The organism is Pseudomonas mosselii (assembly GCF_003205295.1).
Classification (GTDB): Bacteria; Pseudomonadota; Gammaproteobacteria; order Pseudomonadales; family Pseudomonadaceae; genus Aquipseudomonas; species Aquipseudomonas mosselii_B.
On sequence record NZ_QJRP01000015.1, the window covers coordinates 90303 to 106648 of the forward strand.

16 protein-coding genes are annotated in these 16346 nt (G+C 67.1%); 14 read left to right on the forward strand and 2 right to left on the reverse strand.

Translation table 11 applies throughout. The features are described 5' to 3' along the window. Positions 1-52 precede the first annotated feature (52 nt). The gene (locus DMX06_RS15805; protein ID WP_110738346.1) at positions 53-1351 is read left to right on the forward strand and encodes a hypothetical protein; all 1299 of its coding nucleotides are present in this window, start codon (positions 53-55) and stop codon (positions 1349-1351) included. Further along, positions 1341-1511, forward strand: coding sequence for a hypothetical protein (locus DMX06_RS26330; RefSeq protein WP_181427840.1), 171 nt, complete (start codon positions 1341-1343; stop codon positions 1509-1511). Before DMX06_RS15805 ends, DMX06_RS26330 begins: the two co-directional genes overlap by 11 nt. Positions 1512-1586: 75 nt before the next feature. Here DMX06_RS26330 and DMX06_RS15810 read toward each other — a convergent pair whose 3' ends face one another. Beyond that, positions 1587-3638, reverse strand: coding sequence for a PhoX family protein (locus DMX06_RS15810; RefSeq protein ID WP_110738347.1), 2052 nt, complete (start codon positions 3636-3638; stop codon positions 1587-1589). Positions 3639-3856: 218 nt separating this feature from the next. Here DMX06_RS15810 and DMX06_RS15815 point away from each other — a divergent pair, with 218 nt between their 5' ends. The 12 genes from DMX06_RS15815 to DMX06_RS15870 all read left to right on the forward strand — a co-directional run bounded on the left by DMX06_RS15815 (position 3857) and on the right by DMX06_RS15870 (position 14600). Further along, positions 3857-5500 carry a lipoprotein UxpA gene (locus tag DMX06_RS15815; protein ID WP_110738377.1) on the forward strand — a complete coding sequence of 548 codons (1644 nt, stop codon included), beginning with the start codon at positions 3857-3859 and terminating at the stop codon, positions 5498-5500. A gap of 8 nt (positions 5501-5508) precedes the next feature. Then, positions 5509-5916, forward strand: a complete 408-nt coding sequence (locus DMX06_RS15820) for a pilus assembly protein PilZ (protein WP_110738378.1) — start codon at positions 5509-5511, stop codon at positions 5914-5916. 3 nt (positions 5917-5919) lie between these two features. Further along, on the forward strand, positions 5920-7872 hold the full coding sequence (gene gspD / locus DMX06_RS15825; RefSeq protein ID WP_110738379.1) for a type II secretion system secretin GspD: 1953 nt from the start codon (positions 5920-5922) through the stop codon (positions 7870-7872). Beyond that, positions 7872-9320, forward strand: coding sequence for a GspE/PulE family protein (locus DMX06_RS15830; protein WP_110738348.1), 1449 nt, complete (start codon positions 7872-7874; stop codon positions 9318-9320). Before gspD ends, DMX06_RS15830 begins: the two co-directional genes overlap by 1 nt. 2 nt (positions 9321-9322) lie before the next feature. Next, positions 9323-10519: a type II secretion system inner membrane protein GspF gene (gene gspF, locus DMX06_RS15835; RefSeq protein ID WP_110738349.1), complete on the forward strand. Its 1197-nt coding sequence runs from the start codon at positions 9323-9325 to the stop codon at positions 10517-10519. 14 nt (positions 10520-10533) lie between these two features. Next, positions 10534-10968: a type II secretion system major pseudopilin GspG gene (gene gspG, locus DMX06_RS15840; RefSeq protein WP_110738350.1), complete on the forward strand. Its 435-nt coding sequence runs from the start codon at positions 10534-10536 to the stop codon at positions 10966-10968. Between the two features lie 145 nt (positions 10969-11113). Then, positions 11114-11551, forward strand: a complete 438-nt coding sequence (gene gspH / locus DMX06_RS15845) for a type II secretion system minor pseudopilin GspH (RefSeq protein WP_110738380.1) — start codon at positions 11114-11116, stop codon at positions 11549-11551. Continuing rightward, the gene (locus tag DMX06_RS15850) at positions 11548-11916 is read left to right on the forward strand and encodes a type II secretion system protein (RefSeq protein ID WP_110738351.1); all 369 of its coding nucleotides are present in this window, start codon (positions 11548-11550) and stop codon (positions 11914-11916) included. The genes gspH and DMX06_RS15850 overlap by 4 nt, the downstream gene beginning before the upstream one ends. Next, the gene (locus DMX06_RS15855; RefSeq protein WP_110738352.1) at positions 11913-12503 is read left to right on the forward strand and encodes a prepilin-type N-terminal cleavage/methylation domain-containing protein; all 591 of its coding nucleotides are present in this window, start codon (positions 11913-11915) and stop codon (positions 12501-12503) included. The genes DMX06_RS15850 and DMX06_RS15855 overlap by 4 nt, the downstream gene beginning before the upstream one ends. Then, positions 12500-13561: a GspL/Epsl periplasmic domain-containing protein gene (locus DMX06_RS15860; protein WP_110738353.1), complete on the forward strand. Its 1062-nt coding sequence runs from the start codon at positions 12500-12502 to the stop codon at positions 13559-13561. The genes DMX06_RS15855 and DMX06_RS15860 overlap by 4 nt, the downstream gene beginning before the upstream one ends. After that, a complete protein-coding gene (gene gspM / locus DMX06_RS15865) occupies positions 13558-13944 on the forward strand; it encodes a type II secretion system protein GspM (RefSeq protein ID WP_110738354.1) in 387 nt (128 codons plus the stop codon). Before DMX06_RS15860 ends, gspM begins: the two co-directional genes overlap by 4 nt. Next, positions 13941-14600 carry a general secretion pathway protein GspN gene (locus DMX06_RS15870; RefSeq protein ID WP_110738355.1) on the forward strand — a complete coding sequence of 220 codons (660 nt, stop codon included), beginning with the start codon at positions 13941-13943 and terminating at the stop codon, positions 14598-14600. Before gspM ends, DMX06_RS15870 begins: the two co-directional genes overlap by 4 nt. 1 nt (position 14601) lies before the next feature. On the opposite strand, the gene DMX06_RS15875 is transcribed toward DMX06_RS15870, so the two are convergent. After that, positions 14602-16308: a ShlB/FhaC/HecB family hemolysin secretion/activation protein gene (locus tag DMX06_RS15875; RefSeq protein WP_110738356.1), complete on the reverse strand. Its 1707-nt coding sequence runs from the start codon at positions 16306-16308 to the stop codon at positions 14602-14604. Positions 16309-16346 lie beyond the last annotated feature (38 nt).

Consider the following 16346-nt stretch of genomic DNA (forward strand, 5'->3'; position numbering starts at 1 on the left):
CGGGCGGCTAAGCTACCCGCCGACGACATGTTCTACTGGGTACTCGCCTCTCATGCTGAACACCACCCGCCCCAGTTGGGGCGAGAAAACCTTCCAGGCCCTGAGTGACGGCGTGGCCATTGACGGGCGTTTCCGGACAGGGCTCTCGAAGTGCTTTGCGTCTGCCGCCGGGTCGATCCTGCTGGCGGTGTTCTCCGTCGGCAGTGCAGGCTTCGTATCGATCTGCAGCACACCGATCCTCGAACAGTGCAAGTACCTGATCGACGACACATCGCTCCCTGTGCCGGAAACCTTCGCACACTCCATCATCGCGCTCTGCCTGACGGTGGTTGCGCTTTTGCTGGTGTGGCTGCGCGAGCTGGGTTTGACGGATATCGCACGTCGCAAGGAGGCCGACCTGGAGCGTCAACGCCGTGAGATGGAAGGGCGCCTGACCAATCTGCCTCCCCGGCAGTTCATCAACGACTATGTGGATGCGCTGAGGACGATCGGCGAGTTGCGTCAGTTGACCAAGCAAGAGGCTCGCACGCTCAGCCCGGAAACGATCGTACAGCGCATTCGGATCATCATGTCGATCATCCTGAGCCTTACCAGGCTCTGGGATGGCGTCTCGGCATCCAACCGTTTTGTTACCTACCATGCGAACATCATGCGGGTCCTGTACCAGGATGAAATTGCCCTGACGCCGGTACGCGACCTGGCCTTGGGTGATGGCGCGACAGCCTTCGGCAGCCAGGACTCATACGCATTGCAGGACTGGTTGCTGCAATATGAGTTCTTTCTGCACAACCAATCTTATGACGTGGTGATCGAGCGCTGCTCGGGCATCCTGTTCATCCAGGATACCGGGCTGTCCGTCAACTCGTCATGCCCTGGGCGTCCCGATGCGTCCGCCGAGCAGATCTGCCTGCCGTTCACTCGCACGGCGTGCTATGACCCTTCTTACCATCATCCAAACCTCCCGGGGCCGGCGCGAGCGGCGGCGACTGGTCAACCAGGCTATGTCCCGAACATCAATGAAACCATGGCACTGTGGTTCGCCAATCAGAAAATCACCAACAGCGAAATCAATCCCAGATACGAGCAACAGGTAAAGGATTACTACCGCAAGCTTGATCATGCAAAATCGCTGATCAGCCTGCCCCTCTATCATCAAGGCGTATTGATGGGCGTCTTGAACGTCAGCAAGAATGCCGAGAACATGCTGATGAATGCGGATCGTGCAGACCTGTTCGTGCAGTTGATGAACCCTGTTTGCTACCATTTGGGCAAGATGCTAGCCTCGCCTGAGGCAGGCCACGCTGGCGCGCAAGGCGTTGCTTGCGACAAGGAGCATGAATATGAGAATTGAGCTGCGTACACCACTGGTTCGCAAACCGACCCCCGCCAACACTGCGAAGAAGCGTGAGATGACAGGCGAGGAGTTGTCCAAGGCAATGGCCGAGCGGGCAGAAAAGATCCTCAAGGGGGAGCCTGTCGAGCCGGTGGGCTGGAGCCTTGAGGTGTACTGAGCCTCCGCCGAATCGAAAGAAGCCGCCCATGGGCGGCTTTTTCGTTTGTCACCGAGGGAGCGCCGGTCGGCTCGATCAGGCCGTACCGATCTCCCCGCCATCGTTACGCTGGATCACCACCGTCGAAGCCCGTGGCCGCACCGAGGTGCCGGTCGGCGTGACATCGGTGGCCTTGTCGGTAGTCGGCCAGTTGTCCGGGTGCTGGATGTTGACGAACATCGTCTTGTTGTCCGGGGTGAAGGCAATCCCCGTCACCTCGCAGCCGTTCGGGCCGACGAAGAAGCGGCGCAGGGCCGCCTGGTTGGTGGCGTTGACCGGGATCTGCTTGCCATTGGCGTCCACAAGGTCAGTGGGGATCACCGCCAGCACCTGGTCGTTGGTGTAGCTGGTCAGGGTGGCCTCGCCGTTGTCGGTCTCGAACCACAGCACGCCGCGGCTATCGAAGCTCATGCCGTCGGGGCTGGCGAACTGGTTCAGTTCGGTCAGGCCCGAGCGGTTGATGTCCGGTGTGCCGGCGGCGTTGGCACCGAACACGAAGATGTCCCAGGTGAAGGTCTTGTGGTCGTCGCTGTCGTGCCAGCGGATGATGTGGCCGTGGCGGTTCGGGCCGCGCGGGTTGGCCGCGTCGACCTTGGCGGCGGTGCGCGCGCTGTTGTTGGTCAGGGTCAGGTAGACGTCGCCGTTGAGCGGGTTGACGGCGGTCCACTCCGGACGGTCCATGGGCGTGGCGCCCACGGCGTCGGCAGCGCCACGGGTGTTGAGGATGATCCCCGGCAAATCGGTGAACAGCGCGCCGAGGGTGCTGCCGCCGGTGGTCGGGGTGGCGACGTCGAGCAGCAGCCAGGCGCCGGTGCCGTTGGCGTCGAAGCGGGCCACATAGAGCTTGCCCTTGTCCAGGTACTTGGCGCCGGTGGCCAGGCGGTCGGCCGGGTTGGCGTCGGCCGGATCCCACAGCGCGTCGGAGACGAACTTGTACAGGTACTCGTTGTTGGAGTCGTCGCCGGTGTACCAGACCAGCGGCTTGCCGGCCACCGGCAGGCCCGGGCAGCAGCCTTCGTGGCGGAAGCGGCCCAGGGCGGTGCGCTTCACTGCCAGGGTGTTGCTGGTGTACGGGTCGATCTCGACGATGTAGCCGTAGGTGCTGGCTTCGTTACGGAAGTCGTCGGTGGCGCTGGCGCCGGTGGGGGTGATGTCGAAGCGGGCAAACTCGCCGGCCACTTCGCTGGCGTCACCGGCCGCGGTTTCCCACTTGTACTGGCCGCTGCTGCTGGAGACGCCGATGCGCACCTGGTTGGCCGGGCGGGTGCCCTTGTTGACGAAGATGCCGGGCCAGTTCTCCTCGCAGGTCAGGTAGGTGCCCCACGGGGTGTAGCCATTGCCGCAGTTGTTGTTGGTGCCGCGGCACTGGGTGCCGGTGGGCGAGAACTTGGTCTTGACGTGGTCGGTGCCGCGCAGGGGGCCGGCGATATCCATCAGCGAGACGGTGGTGAAGCGGCGGTTCAGCGGGTCGTTGTCGACCACCTGCCAGCGCCCGGCGACCTTGCTGATACGCACTACGCCCGCGCCATGAGCGTTGATCTCCTTGCGCACCTCCTCGACCGGACGCTTGCCGGCGACGGTAGTAGGGCCGGCCGGGTGCAGGGCGGCGGTGTCGATGTACTCGAAGTTGATCGCCAGCAGGCCATCGCTGGAGCTGCCGTTGATGGGGAAGAAGTGCATGCCATCGTGGTGCATGCCCATGGCGTTGGCCTGGTCGGTGGAGGTGTTGCTGCCGTCGGCTTTCCAGGGATTGGCGGTGGCGTTCAGCGGCGTGCCCCAGGGCGCCAGCACATAGGCGCTGTAGCCGGCGGCGACCACGCAGGCATCGGTGCGCGAGCCTGGGATTGAATTGAAGCCCAGCTTGAGTTTCGGTTTTTCCGGCTGGGTGGGTGGCGCCGGATCGTCGTTGTCGGAACCGCCGCCGCCGTCGAAGCAACCGGTCAGGCCGGTGCCGGCAATCATGGCGATGGCGGCGCCGAGGCTGCCGCGCACCACGGCGCGGCGGCTCAGGTAGGTGTCCATGACACTGGCCATCGGCAGGTTGCCGCTCAGGTTCCGGTCCAGGTTATCGCCGGTATCTCGACTCATCAGGGTGTCCTTTTTTGGCTGAGTTGAAGGAAACCGCGACTGTAGACGGCAAGTATGTCGATTGATTGGCAGAAATGTTAAAGGGCGTTTAAAACGCGCTGCTATTACTAAAGGCCTAATCAAGGCTGTTTTGGAATTAGCAGCGGATTTCTGCCATCAAACTGTCACGCCAACGCCGCAATATCCGGGGCCCAACGTGAACAGGGATGGCGGAGTCGATGGCAAGCAGTGTGGGCAGGCGCGAGGTGATCGGGTGGATGGGCGTCGGTGCGCTGGCACCGCTGCTCGGCGCCTGTTCCGCGCTGCCGGGGCCGCGTGGCGGCAGCGACCGGGCGCTGGACCTGCTGTATGTGGCCGATACCCTCGATGCCCGTCAGCCAGGTCAGGCCGTGGTGCCGGCCACGCGCCTGGGGCCGGTCAGCCATCTGGGCCGCGCGCCGTGGATGAGCGGGCCCAACGCCAGCGCCGGGCAGCCGGAACTGGCGCCGTTGCTCGACGCGGGCTTGGCCGGCCAGGCCCGTACTGGCGGTTACGCGGTGCTCGCGGCACTGCTCGAACAATTGCGTGCCGAAGCCGGCAGTGAGCACTGCCTGACCCTGGAGAACGGCCAGTGCTGGAACGGCAGTGGCCTGGCCTACCTCACCCAGGGCGAAAGCGGCGTGCAGGGCAGCCAGTTGCTCGGCAGCGAGGCACGGGTCAGCAGCGATGAGCGGGTGCTGTGGCCGCAGCGCAGCGCCGGACTCTATCGCCAGTCTTCCTCTATTACCCTCGGCGCCGGACTGGCCGAAACCCAGGCCAAGGCGCTCGGCATTGAAGGCGTCAAGGTGTTCCAGCGCGGCGGTGTGCGCATTGCGGTGGTGGGGGTCACCGACCCTTACGCCCAGGACCAGAAAGCCTCCCTGAAACAGTGGTACCAGTCGCTGCAACCGAGCTTCCAGCAGGCCCGGCGCGAGGCCGACCTGGTGGTGGCGCTGGCGGATGTCGGTACCGGCCCCGGTCTGTGGCTGGCCGAGCGGGTGCCGGAAGTGGATGTGCTGCTGTGCGCCCGTGGCCAGGACCTGTGGCCCGCGCCGGTACTGGCGAGCCAGGCCAGTGGCCGGCGGGTGCCGGTGCTGTTCGCCGGTTGCCGGGCCAGTGGCGCGTTTCGCCTGCGTTGCCGCCAGGCCGGTGGCCAGTGGCAGTTCGAGGCGCGGTTCTTCCCGGCCTTCGAGCACAGCCTTGGCGCGCAAGCCCAGGCCCGCGCCAGCCAGCTGCGCGGCGAGCTGCAACGTCAGCGCAGCGGCCACGCCGCCTGGCTCGAGCAGCCCCTGGCCCGCGCTCCCGAAGCGCTGTGGCGTCGCGATACCCGTGGCGGCAGTTGGGACCGTCTGCTGCACCAGGCCCTGGCCGACGATTCGAGCATGCCGGTGCTGCTGCCCGGCCTGCGTTATGACTTCCCGCTGCGGGCGGGAGAGCCGATTACCCGTGAACACCTGATCAGCCTCACCGGTGGCTACCCCGCACCGGTGGTCGAAGCCCCGGCGCGCCAGGTCGAACAGGTGCTGGAGAACGCCGCCGAGCAACTGTTCGGTGACCCGTTGCTGCTGGACAACAGCCAGGACCTGCCGCGCTGGCAAAGCCAGAACTGGCAGGTGAGCTACAGCCCCAACGGCAAGCGCATCATCGGCCTGCAGCCGGTGGAGGGCCTGTGCCGCACCTTCGGCCTGCACTTCGACGCCCAGGCTGGTGTACCGCTGTGGCAGACCCTGGAAGCCTGGTTGACCCGGCAGACGCCGGGCTGGGCGCTGGCAACCCTGCAATTGCCGGCGGTGCGTTACGTCCAGGGCCATCCGGGCTGGCGCCCGCACCAGGTGGCGGCGTGACCTCGCGCATGGTCAGCTTCGCCTTGCTGAGCCTGGCCGGCTGGCTGGCGGCGCAATGTGTGCTGCTGCTCAGCCGCCAGCCGCTGCCGGCCAGCCCACCGGCTCAGGCGGACGTCGCGCTGCCGGGCCTGCTGGTGGAGCACTGGCAAGCCCCCGTCGATGACGGAAGTATCCCTATCACCCGCCTGCCCCTGGCCTACCTGGGCGGGCTCAAGGCCAAGCCGTTGTCGGCCAGCGTGGTGGTGCTGCGCCATGGCCAGCAGGTGCACACCCTCGGCCGCGGCCAGCGCCTGGCGCCGGGCATCGTGCTGCAGGACATCGACGCCGATGGCCTGATCTTCGACAACAACGGGCGGCGCGAGCGCCTGCCCTGGCCGCCACGCCCCGCCGTGACCGGCTTCAAGCGCCAAGGATGAATGATGATCGCAAGGTACTGTCTGGCCGGGCTGCTGATGCTCGGCATGTCCCTGGCCCGGGCCGAAGAGCCGGAGGTGTTCGCCGACGACGGCACGCCGTTGTACGAGGTCAATTTCGTCGACACCGAGCTGGGTGAGTTCATCAACAGCGTGTCGCGCATTACCGGCACCACCTTCATCGTCGACCCACGGGTGCAGGGCAAGGTCACCGTGCGTACGGTCGATCGGCATGACGCCGACGCCATCTACGACATCTTCCTGGCCCAGTTGCGGGCCCAGGGCTTCGCCGCCGTGGACCTGCCCAACGGCAGCGTGAAGATCGTCCCCGACCAGGCCGCGCGCCTGGAGCCGGTGCCGGTGGAAAGCGCCGGCAAGAAGTCCGAGGGCAGCGATGGTGTGGCCACCCGCGTGTTCAACGTACGCAACGCCGCCAGCGAGCAGATGCTCGGTATCCTCAAGCCGCTGATCGACCCTCGGGTGGGCGTGATCACGCCGTACCCGGCCGCCAACCTGCTGGTGGTCACCGACTGGCGCAGCAACCTGGAGCGTATCGACAGCCTGCTGCGCCAGCTCGACCAGGTCAGCGACGAGCCGTTGCAGGTCATCCCGCTCAAGCATGCCAGCGCCGCCGACACCGCGGGCCTGGTGACCCGCCTGCTGGCCCGCGAGCAGGGCAGCGATGCCGCCCAGGTGGTCGCCGACCCGCGCAGCAACGCCTTGCTGGTGCGCGGCAGCGCCGACAGCCGCGAGCGGGTGCGGGCCTTGCTGGCCCAGCTCGACCGGCCCGGCGACAACCTGCGCAGCAGCAATACCCAGGTCATGTACCTGCGCCACGCCAATGCCGCCGAGGTGGTCAAGGTGTTGCGAGGCCTGAGCCAGGCCGGCGCGGTGCCGGCCACCGAAGGCGAGGGCAAGGACGCGGCGCCGGTGCCGACGGCCAGCGATTCTGGGATTCGCCTGGAATACGAGGAGGGTACCAACGCCGTGGTGATGGTCGGCCCGGACAGCGAGCTGGCCGCCTTCCGCAGCATCGTCGAGCAACTGGACATCCGCCGGGCGCAGGTGGTGGTCGAGGCGATCATCGCCGAGGTGTCCGACAGCAGCGCCCAGGAGCTGGGCGTGCAGTGGCTGTTCGCCGACGAGAAGTTCGGCGCCGGCATCGTCAACTTCGGCGGCAACGGGGTGAACATCGCCAGCATCGCCGGTGCCGCCAGCAGCGGCGACAACGAAAAGCTCGGCAAGCTGCTGTCGGCCACCACCGGCGCCACCGCCGGCATCGGCCATATCGGCGGTGGCTTCAACTTCGCCATGCTGGTCAACGCGCTCAAGGGCAAGAGCGGCTTCAACCTGTTGTCCACGCCGACCCTGCTGACCCTGGACAACGCCGAGGCGTCGATCCTGGTCGGCCAGGAGGTGCCGTTCGTCACCGGCTCCGTCACCCAGAACAACGCCAACCCCTACCAGACCATCGAGCGCAAGGAGGTGGGGGTGAAGCTGCGCATCAAGCCGCAGGTCAATATCGACAACAGCGTGCGCCTGGACATCGTCCAGGAGGTGTCGTCGATCGCCGATTCCAGCGCCGCCAGCGACGTGATCACCAACAAGCGCGAGATCAAGACCAAGGTGATGGTCGAGGACAACGGCCTGGTGATCCTCGGCGGGCTGATCAGCGACGAGCTCTCCACCAGCAACCAGCGGGTGCCGTTGCTCGGCGACATTCCCTACCTGGGCCGGCTGTTCCGCTCCGACGCCAGCAAGAACACCAAGCAGAACCTGATGGTGTTCATTCGCCCGCGCATCCTGCGTGACGGTGAGAGCCTGGCTGGCCTGAGCCAGCAGAAGTACCAGAGCCTGCAACAGAACACGCCGCTCAAGCTGCCGTCGCTGGCCGAGGGTCTGCCGTTGTTGCAAGTGTTCCCTTCCAGCCGGGCGCGCCTCGAAGGCGGTGACTGGTGATGCTGCCCTATCGCCTGGCGCGCCAGAGCGGCATGGCCATGGCGCCGACCGAAGGCGGCTGGCAGTTGTGGCTGCGCAGCGACGCCGACAGCGACCAGTTGCAGGAGCTGTTGCGCGTGCATGGCCAGCCGATGGGCGTCGAGCAGCTCGACAGCGCGAACTTCGACGAGCGCCTCGGCCAGCTCTACCAGGCCGGCGAGGCGGCGACCGAGGCGCTGATCGAAGGCATAGGCGAGCAGGTCGACCTGGACAGCCTGATGAGCGAGATGCCGCGCATCGAGGACCTGCTGGAAAGCGACGACGAAGCCCCGGTGATCCGCTTGATCAACGGCCTGTTCGGCCAGGCCTTGCGCCTGCGTGCCTCGGATATCCATATCGAGACCTTCGAGCAGAGCCTGGTGGTGCGCCTGCGCGTCGACGGCCACCTGCGCGAGGTGCTGCGCCCGCCGCGGGCGCTGTCGGCGATGCTGGTGTCGCGGATCAAGGTCATGGCCAGGCTCGATATCGCCGAGAAGCGCCAGCCCCAGGACGGTCGCATCACCCTGCGCGCCGCCGGGCGCGAGGTGGATGTGCGGGTATCGACCCTGCCCGGCATCCATGGCGAGCGAGTGGTGATGCGCGTGCTCGACAAGCAGGCCAGCCTGCTGGCGCTGGACAACCTGGGCATGCCCGTCGCCGTGCTGCGCGGCCTGCGCGGCTGCCTGGCGCGGCCCAACGGCATCGTGCTGTCCACCGGCCCCACGGGTTCGGGCAAGACCACCACGCTGTACGCCAGCCTCAACAGTCTGAACGACGGCAGCCGCAACATCCTCACCGTCGAGGATCCGGTCGAGTACGCCATCGCCGGCATCGGCCAGACCGCCATCAACCCCCGCGCCGGGCTGACTTTTGCCAGCGGCCTGCGCGCAATCCTGCGCCAGGACCCGGACGTGATCATGCTCGGCGAGATCCGCGACCAGGAAACCGCGCAGATCGCCGTGCAGGCCAGCCTCACCGGTCACCTGGTGTTGTCGACCCTGCACACCAACAGCGCCGTGGGCGCGGTGACCCGCCTGCGCGACATGGGCATCGAACCCTTCCTGATCGCCTCGTGCCTGCGCGGCGTGCTGGCCCAGCGCCTGGTGCGGCGGCTGTGTGCCTGCGCGGTGGTCCAGCCGCTGCAAGGCGCCGAGCGCGAACTGTGGCCGGAGCTGGGCAGCCTGCGCGAGAGCTATCACCCGGTGGGCTGCGAGCACTGCCAGGGCAGTGGCTATGTCGGCCGGCTGGGGCTGTATGAGTTCATCGAACTGGATGCCGGGCTGGTCGCCTTGCTCTACGACGGCCAGAGCGAGCTGGCCATGCAGGCCTACCTGGATGGCCGTCGGCAGAGCCTGGTGGCTGAGGCCCGTGACTGCCTGGCCCGTGGCGACACCAGCCTGGCCGAAGTGCTGCGCGTGGTGCAGGGCTGAGCATGCCGACCTATCGCTACCAGGCCGTGGACATGAACGGCAAGGCGCACAAGGCCAGCGTGCAGGCTGACAGCGAGCGGCATGCGCGCCAGTTGCTGCGCGAGCAGGGTTTGTTCGCCCGGCAGTTGCAGCGCCACGACAGCGCGCAGCCCCGTCGCCAGCGCCTGACCCGCGCCCAGCTGTGCGAGCTGACCCGGCAGCTGGCGACCCTGGTCGGTGCCGGCATTCCACTGGTCGATGCCCTGGCCACCCTGGAGCGGCAACTGCGCCAGCCGGCCCTGCATGCGGTGCTGGTGACCCTGCGGGGTTCACTCGCCGAAGGCCTGGGGCTGGCCCGTAGCCTGGCACGCCAAGGCGCGCCGTTCACCGGGTTGTACTGCGCGCTGGTCGAGGCCGGCGAGCGCTCCGGGCGCCTGGGCCAGGTGCTGGCGCGCCTGGCCGATCACCTGGAGCAAGTCCAGCGCCAGCGCCACAAGGCGCGCACCGCGCTGATCTATCCGGTGGTGCTGATGGGCGTGTCGCTGGCGGTGGTGATTGGCCTGATGACCTTCGTGGTGCCCAAGCTCACCGAGCAGTTCGCCCATTCCGGGCAGAGCCTGCCGCTGATTACTTCGCTGCTGATCGGCATCAGCCAGGGGCTGGTGCATGCCGGGCCGTACTTGCTGGCGCTGGCGATCGGGCTGGCCGTTGCCGGCGGCTGGCTGCTGCGCAAGCCGCACTGGCGCCTGCGTCGCGACGACCTGTTGCTGCGCCTGCCGCGTGTCGGGGCGGTGCTGCAGGTGCTGGAAAGCGCGCGCCTGGCGCGCAGCCTGGCGATTCTCTGCGGCAGTGGCGTGGCCCTGCTCGAAGCCCTGCAGGTGGCCACCGAGACGGTCGGCAACCTGCGTATCCATGCCGCCATGGCGCAGGTGCGCCAGCAGGTGCAGGGCGGCACCAGCCTGCACCGGGCGCTCGACGGCGCCGGCCAGTTTCCGCCGCTGCTGGTGAACATGGTCGGCAGCGGCGAGGCCAGCGGCGCCCTGGCTGACATGCTCGAGCGCGTGGCCGATGACCAGGAACGCGGCTTCGCCCGCCAGGTGGACACCGCCATGGCGCTGTTCGAACCACTCATGATCCTGGTGATGGGCGCGGTGGTGCTGTTCATCGTGCTGGCGGTGTTGCTGCCGATCATGCAGCTCAACCAGGGATTGCAACTGTGACAAGGAGACTTCTCATGCAACAACGACGCAACCGCCAACGTGGCTTCACGCTGATGGAAATCATGGTGGTGATCTTCATCATCGGCCTGCTGATCGCCGTGGTTGCGCCCAGCGTGCTGGGCAACCAGGACAAGGCCATGAAGCAGAAGGTCATGGCCGACCTTGCGACCCTGGAGCAGGCGCTGGACATGTACCGCCTGGACAACCTGCGCTTCCCCAGCAACGAGCAGGGCCTGGCGGCGCTGGCGAAGAAGCCGACCCAGGAACCGCTGCCGCGCAGCTGGCGCAGCGATGGGTATATCCGTCGATTGCCGGAAGATCCGTGGGGCACACCGTATCAGTACCGCATGCCCGGTGAGCATGGCCGGGTCGATGTCTATTCGCTGGGCGCCGATGGCGTGCCGGGTGGTGAAGGCCAGGATGCCGACCTGGGCAACTGGGCGCTTTGAGGTGACTGGAATGGGTGTCCGGCTTGGCATTGTCGGGGCCGCTTCGCGCCCCTTTCGCGACACAAGGCCGCTCCCACAGGGAAGCGCGGTCGCCTGTAGGAGCGGCCTTGTGTCGCGAAAGGGCTGCAAAGCAGCCCCGACTTTCCTGTGCCATCAACGCGGCTTCAGCCTGCTCGAACTGCTGGTGGTGATGGCCATCGCCTCGCTGATGACCAGCCTGGCCGTGGCCTGGCTCGACAGCGGCAGGAGCAGCGTCGACCAGGCCCTCGACCGCCTGGCCGCCGCCACCGTGGCCCAGGCCGACCTGGCGCGCCATGCCGGGCAACTGCGGGGGATCCGCTGGAACGGCCAGCGACCTGAATTCGTGCGCCGCCAGGGTGATCAATGGCAGGTGGAAACCGTGGCACTGGGCGATTGGCCCAAGGGCCTGCGCCCGGACTGGCCGGCCAGCCAGACGCCCGCGCTGCTGTTCACCCCCGATGGCTGGGCCCGCCCGGGCACTGTGCGCTGGCGTTGGGCCGAGGGCGGCCGGCGTTGGGACTGGGACCGCAGCGGCCAGTTACGCGTGAGCGTGATGCCATGAAACGCAGACAACGAGGGTTCACCTTGCTCGAAGTGAGCGTGGCCCTGGGCATCGCCGCGGTCCTGGCGGTGATCACCAGCCAGGTCCTGCGCCAGCGCTTGGCCGTGCAGGACACTGTGCAGCAGCATCGCCTGGGCCTGCTGTGCGCCCGCGAGCTGCAGGCGCGTTTCGCGGTCGAGCAGTACTGGCCGGCGGCCAACCAGGACAGCGGCGTGCTGGTGGAGGGCGGGCAGGCCTGCCATTGGCAGGTGCAGCTGCGTCGCACCGGCGTGCGCGACCTGCGTCGTGGCGAACTGCTGCTGCATGCCGACCGCGACCAGCGCCTGCCGCTGGGGCAGTACACCGTGTTCCTGGAGCGACCATGAAACGGCGCCAGGCGGGCATGACCCTGATCGAACTGCTGGTGGCCCTGGCCCTTACCGCCTTGCTCGGGGTGATGCTGTCGGCGCTGGTCAACGGTTGGCTGAAGGTGCGCGAGCGGCTCGACGAACAGGTGCGCGAAGCCGGCGTGCTGGATTTCTGCCTGGCGCTGGAGCGGCGCTTAGACAGCCCGGTGCTGCGGCGCCTGTATGAACAGCGCCTGCCGCTGGCACCACGCTGGCTCGACTGGCAACCCGACCGCCAGCAGTTGCTGTGGGTGGCCGCCGCAGCCTGGCCCCAGGCCGAGGGCGGCTCGCGCCTGCAGCGCCAGCGTTTGCGTTTCGAGCCTCGCGAACAACGCCTGCTGCTGGAAACCTCGGCCGACCTCTACGCCGCCTCGACCCCACAGTGGGTGATGCGCGAACGACTGGAGCGGGTCAGCGCGATGAATATCCTCTACCACCAGTCTGGCCGCTGGCTGGCCTGGCCTTCCGAACAACCGGCGCACCCCGGGCGGGGTGTACGCGTGGAGCTAGTGCGTGATGGAGCACCGTTTACCTGCACCTTCGTTCTGCCCTGGGGGCGCTCATGAACCTTGATTGGCGTCGCCGGGTACCGGCACAACCCTGGCTGCTGCTGCGCCCAGGCGAGGTGTGGGAGTGGCTGCTGGTGATCCAGGGCAGTCCCGTGCGCCAGGGGCAGGGTGAACCACCGTCAGGGCTCGAGGCCCGCGTCGCCCTGATTGTCCCCGGCGAGCATTGCAGCCATTTCCAGCTGGCCGCTCCGCCCGGGCTCAAGCGCGAGGAATGGCCGTTGCTGGTCGAGGACCGCTTGCTGCAAGGCGCCGATGAGGTGCTGTGTACCTGTATCGGGCGTCATGCGGGACATTTGCAACTGCTGGTGGTGGCGCGGGCGCGGTTGAGCGAATGGCGTGCGCAGTGTGATGCATGGGCGCTGCCGGTTGAGCGTTGCTGGGCTGAATTCCAGTTGTTGCCCGACAGCGTGGGCGCAGCGGGTTGGCATTGGCGGCGAGGGGCGATGAGTCTGTACAAGGGCCTGGCGCATTGGCTGGCCTGGCCGCAGGTGTTTGGCCAACCACCGGTGCTTGGCTGGCCGGCCGAGGGCGCCGAATGCATCGAGGGCCCATGGCCAGAGGTACTGGCGCCGCTCGATGGCCTGCCCGGTGTGTTCGAGGCACGACGCACTCGCTCACGCCCACGGTTGCAGCGAGGGCACTCACGCCTGGCCGTCGCCTGCCTGGCGTTGGCCCTGACATGGGGCGGGCTGTGGTGCGCGCTCCAGTGGCGGCAGACCCAGGTTTATCGAGCCCAGGTGCTGGTGGTGACCGGCGCCCAGGCGACGCCGCGCCAGGCGGCGCTGGCGCTCAAGCGCCTGCAGGACGATGCCCGTGAAAGCCAGGTGCGCCTGCGTCTGCTCGACGCGTTGCAGACGCAGGTCCATGCCTGGTTGAACGATCATCCGGGCTGGCAAGTGCGGGCGGTACGGTTCGACGGCCAGCGTTGGCTCCTGGAGCTGGAAGGTGAGGGCGCCGTCGCACCGTGGCAGGACATGGCCACGGCGATCGGTGTGCCGGTACAGGTGGAAGACGAAGCGCGCCGTGTGGTGTTCGACCTGGGGAGCGCAGCATGAGCCGCGAATGGTTGCAGCAGCATCGGTTATCGCTGGCCTGGGGCGTCGTCGTGCTGTTGGTCATGCTGCTGGCACTGCGCGAGGGTATCGCCTATTGGCGCGAACAGGCGCAGTGGCGGGCACTGGCCGAATCGCTGGCGGCGCAATCGCAGCAACCGGCATTGACCCTGGAAGGGCTGCACCAGTCGGCCCAGGCACGACACATCGAACTGGCCGAAGTGCAGCCCGAGGACGAAGGTTGGCTGGCGCGTGGCAAGGTGGCCGATGCCCAGGCGCTGCAAGGCTGGTTGCAGGCCCTGCGCGATGATGGCGCGCAGCCGTTGCAGTGGGGATTGGAGCGGGACACCGAGGGGCTGCGCTTTACCGTGCGGTTGCGGCCATGACGTGGCGGGCTGGGCTGTGGGTGGCGCTGGTGTTCTGCCTGACACTGTTGGCCGAGCTGCCGGCGCGTTGGCTGGTCGCGGGGTTCGGGCTACCGGCCGAGGGCGTAAGCGGCAGTTTGTGGCAAGGGCAGGCCGAGCGGCTGGGTGCTGCGGGACCGGTGCAATGGACGTGGCGACCGTGGCAGCGCGACCTGCAGGTGCGGTTGGGCTTTCAAGGCCAGGGCTGGCAAGGGCGCCTCAGCGGCTGGCCTTGGCGCTGGCAGGTCGCTCTGCAGGCAGTGGGCCCGCAGCCCGGCGTTGCCCAGCGATACCGCCTGACCGGGCAGTGGCAAGGAGGCATCAGCTTGCAAGGCTCGGGGCAGCGTTGCCTGGCCGCCGAAGGGCGGATCACGGTGGCCGACTTGGCCTTGAGCGCCCCGTGGTCCCTGGGATTGGGGCAGGGGACGCTGGAAATGGACTGCCGCCAGGGCTGGCGGCTGGTCGCGGGGCTGATTCGCCAAGGCCAGCACCAGCTCGGCCTGGAGGCCGACCTGGTGGCGCGACGGGCGCAGCTCGACTTCGCAATGTCGGCCGATGCCGGCCTGACACCGGTACTGCGCGGCCTGCAATGGCTGGGGCCGGAAGACAGCGTTGGGCAGCGCCGGCTGAGCTGGTAGCTCAAATGCTCAGGGACCACTGGGCTACCCAGAAACCCTGTTCCAAAGCCTTGCGCCGTCGATCGCTGGCATGCAGCGCACGCTGGTAGTCCAGGCGCAGGCTGCTGCGTGGGACGCTCAGTTCAATACCCACCGAGGCTCCGGTAAGGCGCTGGGAGGGACTCACGCGCATGTAGCGGGCCCAGCCGTGGTCAAGGCCTATCGATGGGCGTGCTTGCACAGGCCAGGTCCAACCCGAGGGCAGCGGCTGGCTGAGGGTGTTGCGCCAGACGGCGGCACTGGCGCCTGCCACGTTGTGCTGACGAAAACCACGCACGGCCGAGTGATCGCTGAGCTGTTGCTGTTCGATCGCGGGCAGTACATCGGTGCTGTACTGCAGGGCCAGTTCACTCTGCCAACGCCACGGGCGCTCGGCAGGGCCTTGATGCAGGTGCAGCAGGTTGGCGCGGTATTTTGTGAAGTCCGGACGGGGCGCACGCTTGTTGTGGTGAGGCTGGTCGGCGCCGAACCAGTCCACGCCCTTGCTCACGCCCAGGTAGAGGTTCCATAGCCCGTTCTCTAGCCACAGCAGATTGAGGCCGGCATCGACGCTGGTCAGGGTCGGGCTCTGCAGGGCCAGCACCCTCGGGCCGAAGCGGTTGGTCAATGATTTGCGGTCTACCCGGGTGCTGGCGCTGAGCATGCCTTGGCGATTGCGCCAGAGCACGCGCTCTGCGCCAAGGCCGAAAAACTCGTTTTCGCCATTGCTGCGGTAGCGGGTCCTGGGCACCGGGGCACCGTAGCGCATCTGGCTGGCGTTGAGGCTGAAGGTCCAGGGACCATGAGGCAGGCTGTAATAGAGGCTCAAGCCTTCGGTTTGTCCCGGTGCTTCGAAAACGGTCCGGTTGAACGACAGGCGCAGGTCGTCGTTCAAACCCAGCGGGCTGTCCAGGCCCAGGCCCAGGTTCAGGCGATGGCGGCCGGTCGTTTCACCGCCACGGTTGTCGATGCTGGCGTCCAGGTGCAGGCGTGAGGAGACCCGCCGAGGTTCGATCACGACACGGGTGCCCCCTTGCAACTCCCCGGGCAGCAGGGCCATTTCCAGGTCGTAGGCGCGCAGACGATTGAGTTGGTCGAGGCCTTGCTCGAGGTCCGGCAAATGCAGGGGGCGGCCGAGTGTGCCTGGAAACGCGTTGCGCAGTGACAGGGGCAGGCCTTGGTCGGTGAATTCGATCGATTCTATGAAACCCTCGACAATCACGATATCCAGTGGGGCGCCATGTTCAGGGGCGCGTGCAACGTAGGGGCGACTGGTGGGATAGCCGGCCTCCACGTACTGCAGGGTGATTGCCTTGAGCAATCGGTCGATTTCTGCGAAGCCCATGCATGAGGACGACAAGGCGCGTACGGTGGGTTCAAGGTGCTGGGACCGAAGTGTTCGGTTGCCCGCCAGTCGCACGCCACTCACTGCCCAGCAGCGTTGACCCTGTTCGGTGGACGGTGTTTCGCTTCGGTCTGCTCTGTCGGTGGGCCGTGAATGTTCCCAGCGTTCGAGTCGTCGGTCCTGTTCCAGTTTTCGCAGTGACTGCTGTTGGTCGCGTAGGTCCTGGCTGGCCGGATCGATCCAGCGTGGAGCCGCTACTACCGCCGATGGGCAGGCCAGGAAGATGCTGGCGAGCAGGATGCTCGTGGCTCGGTATGAGACGCGGCTGAAAGTACGGATGTTCATGGGTCTGGGTCCGATACCGGTCCTCGCCAGGTCGGCGA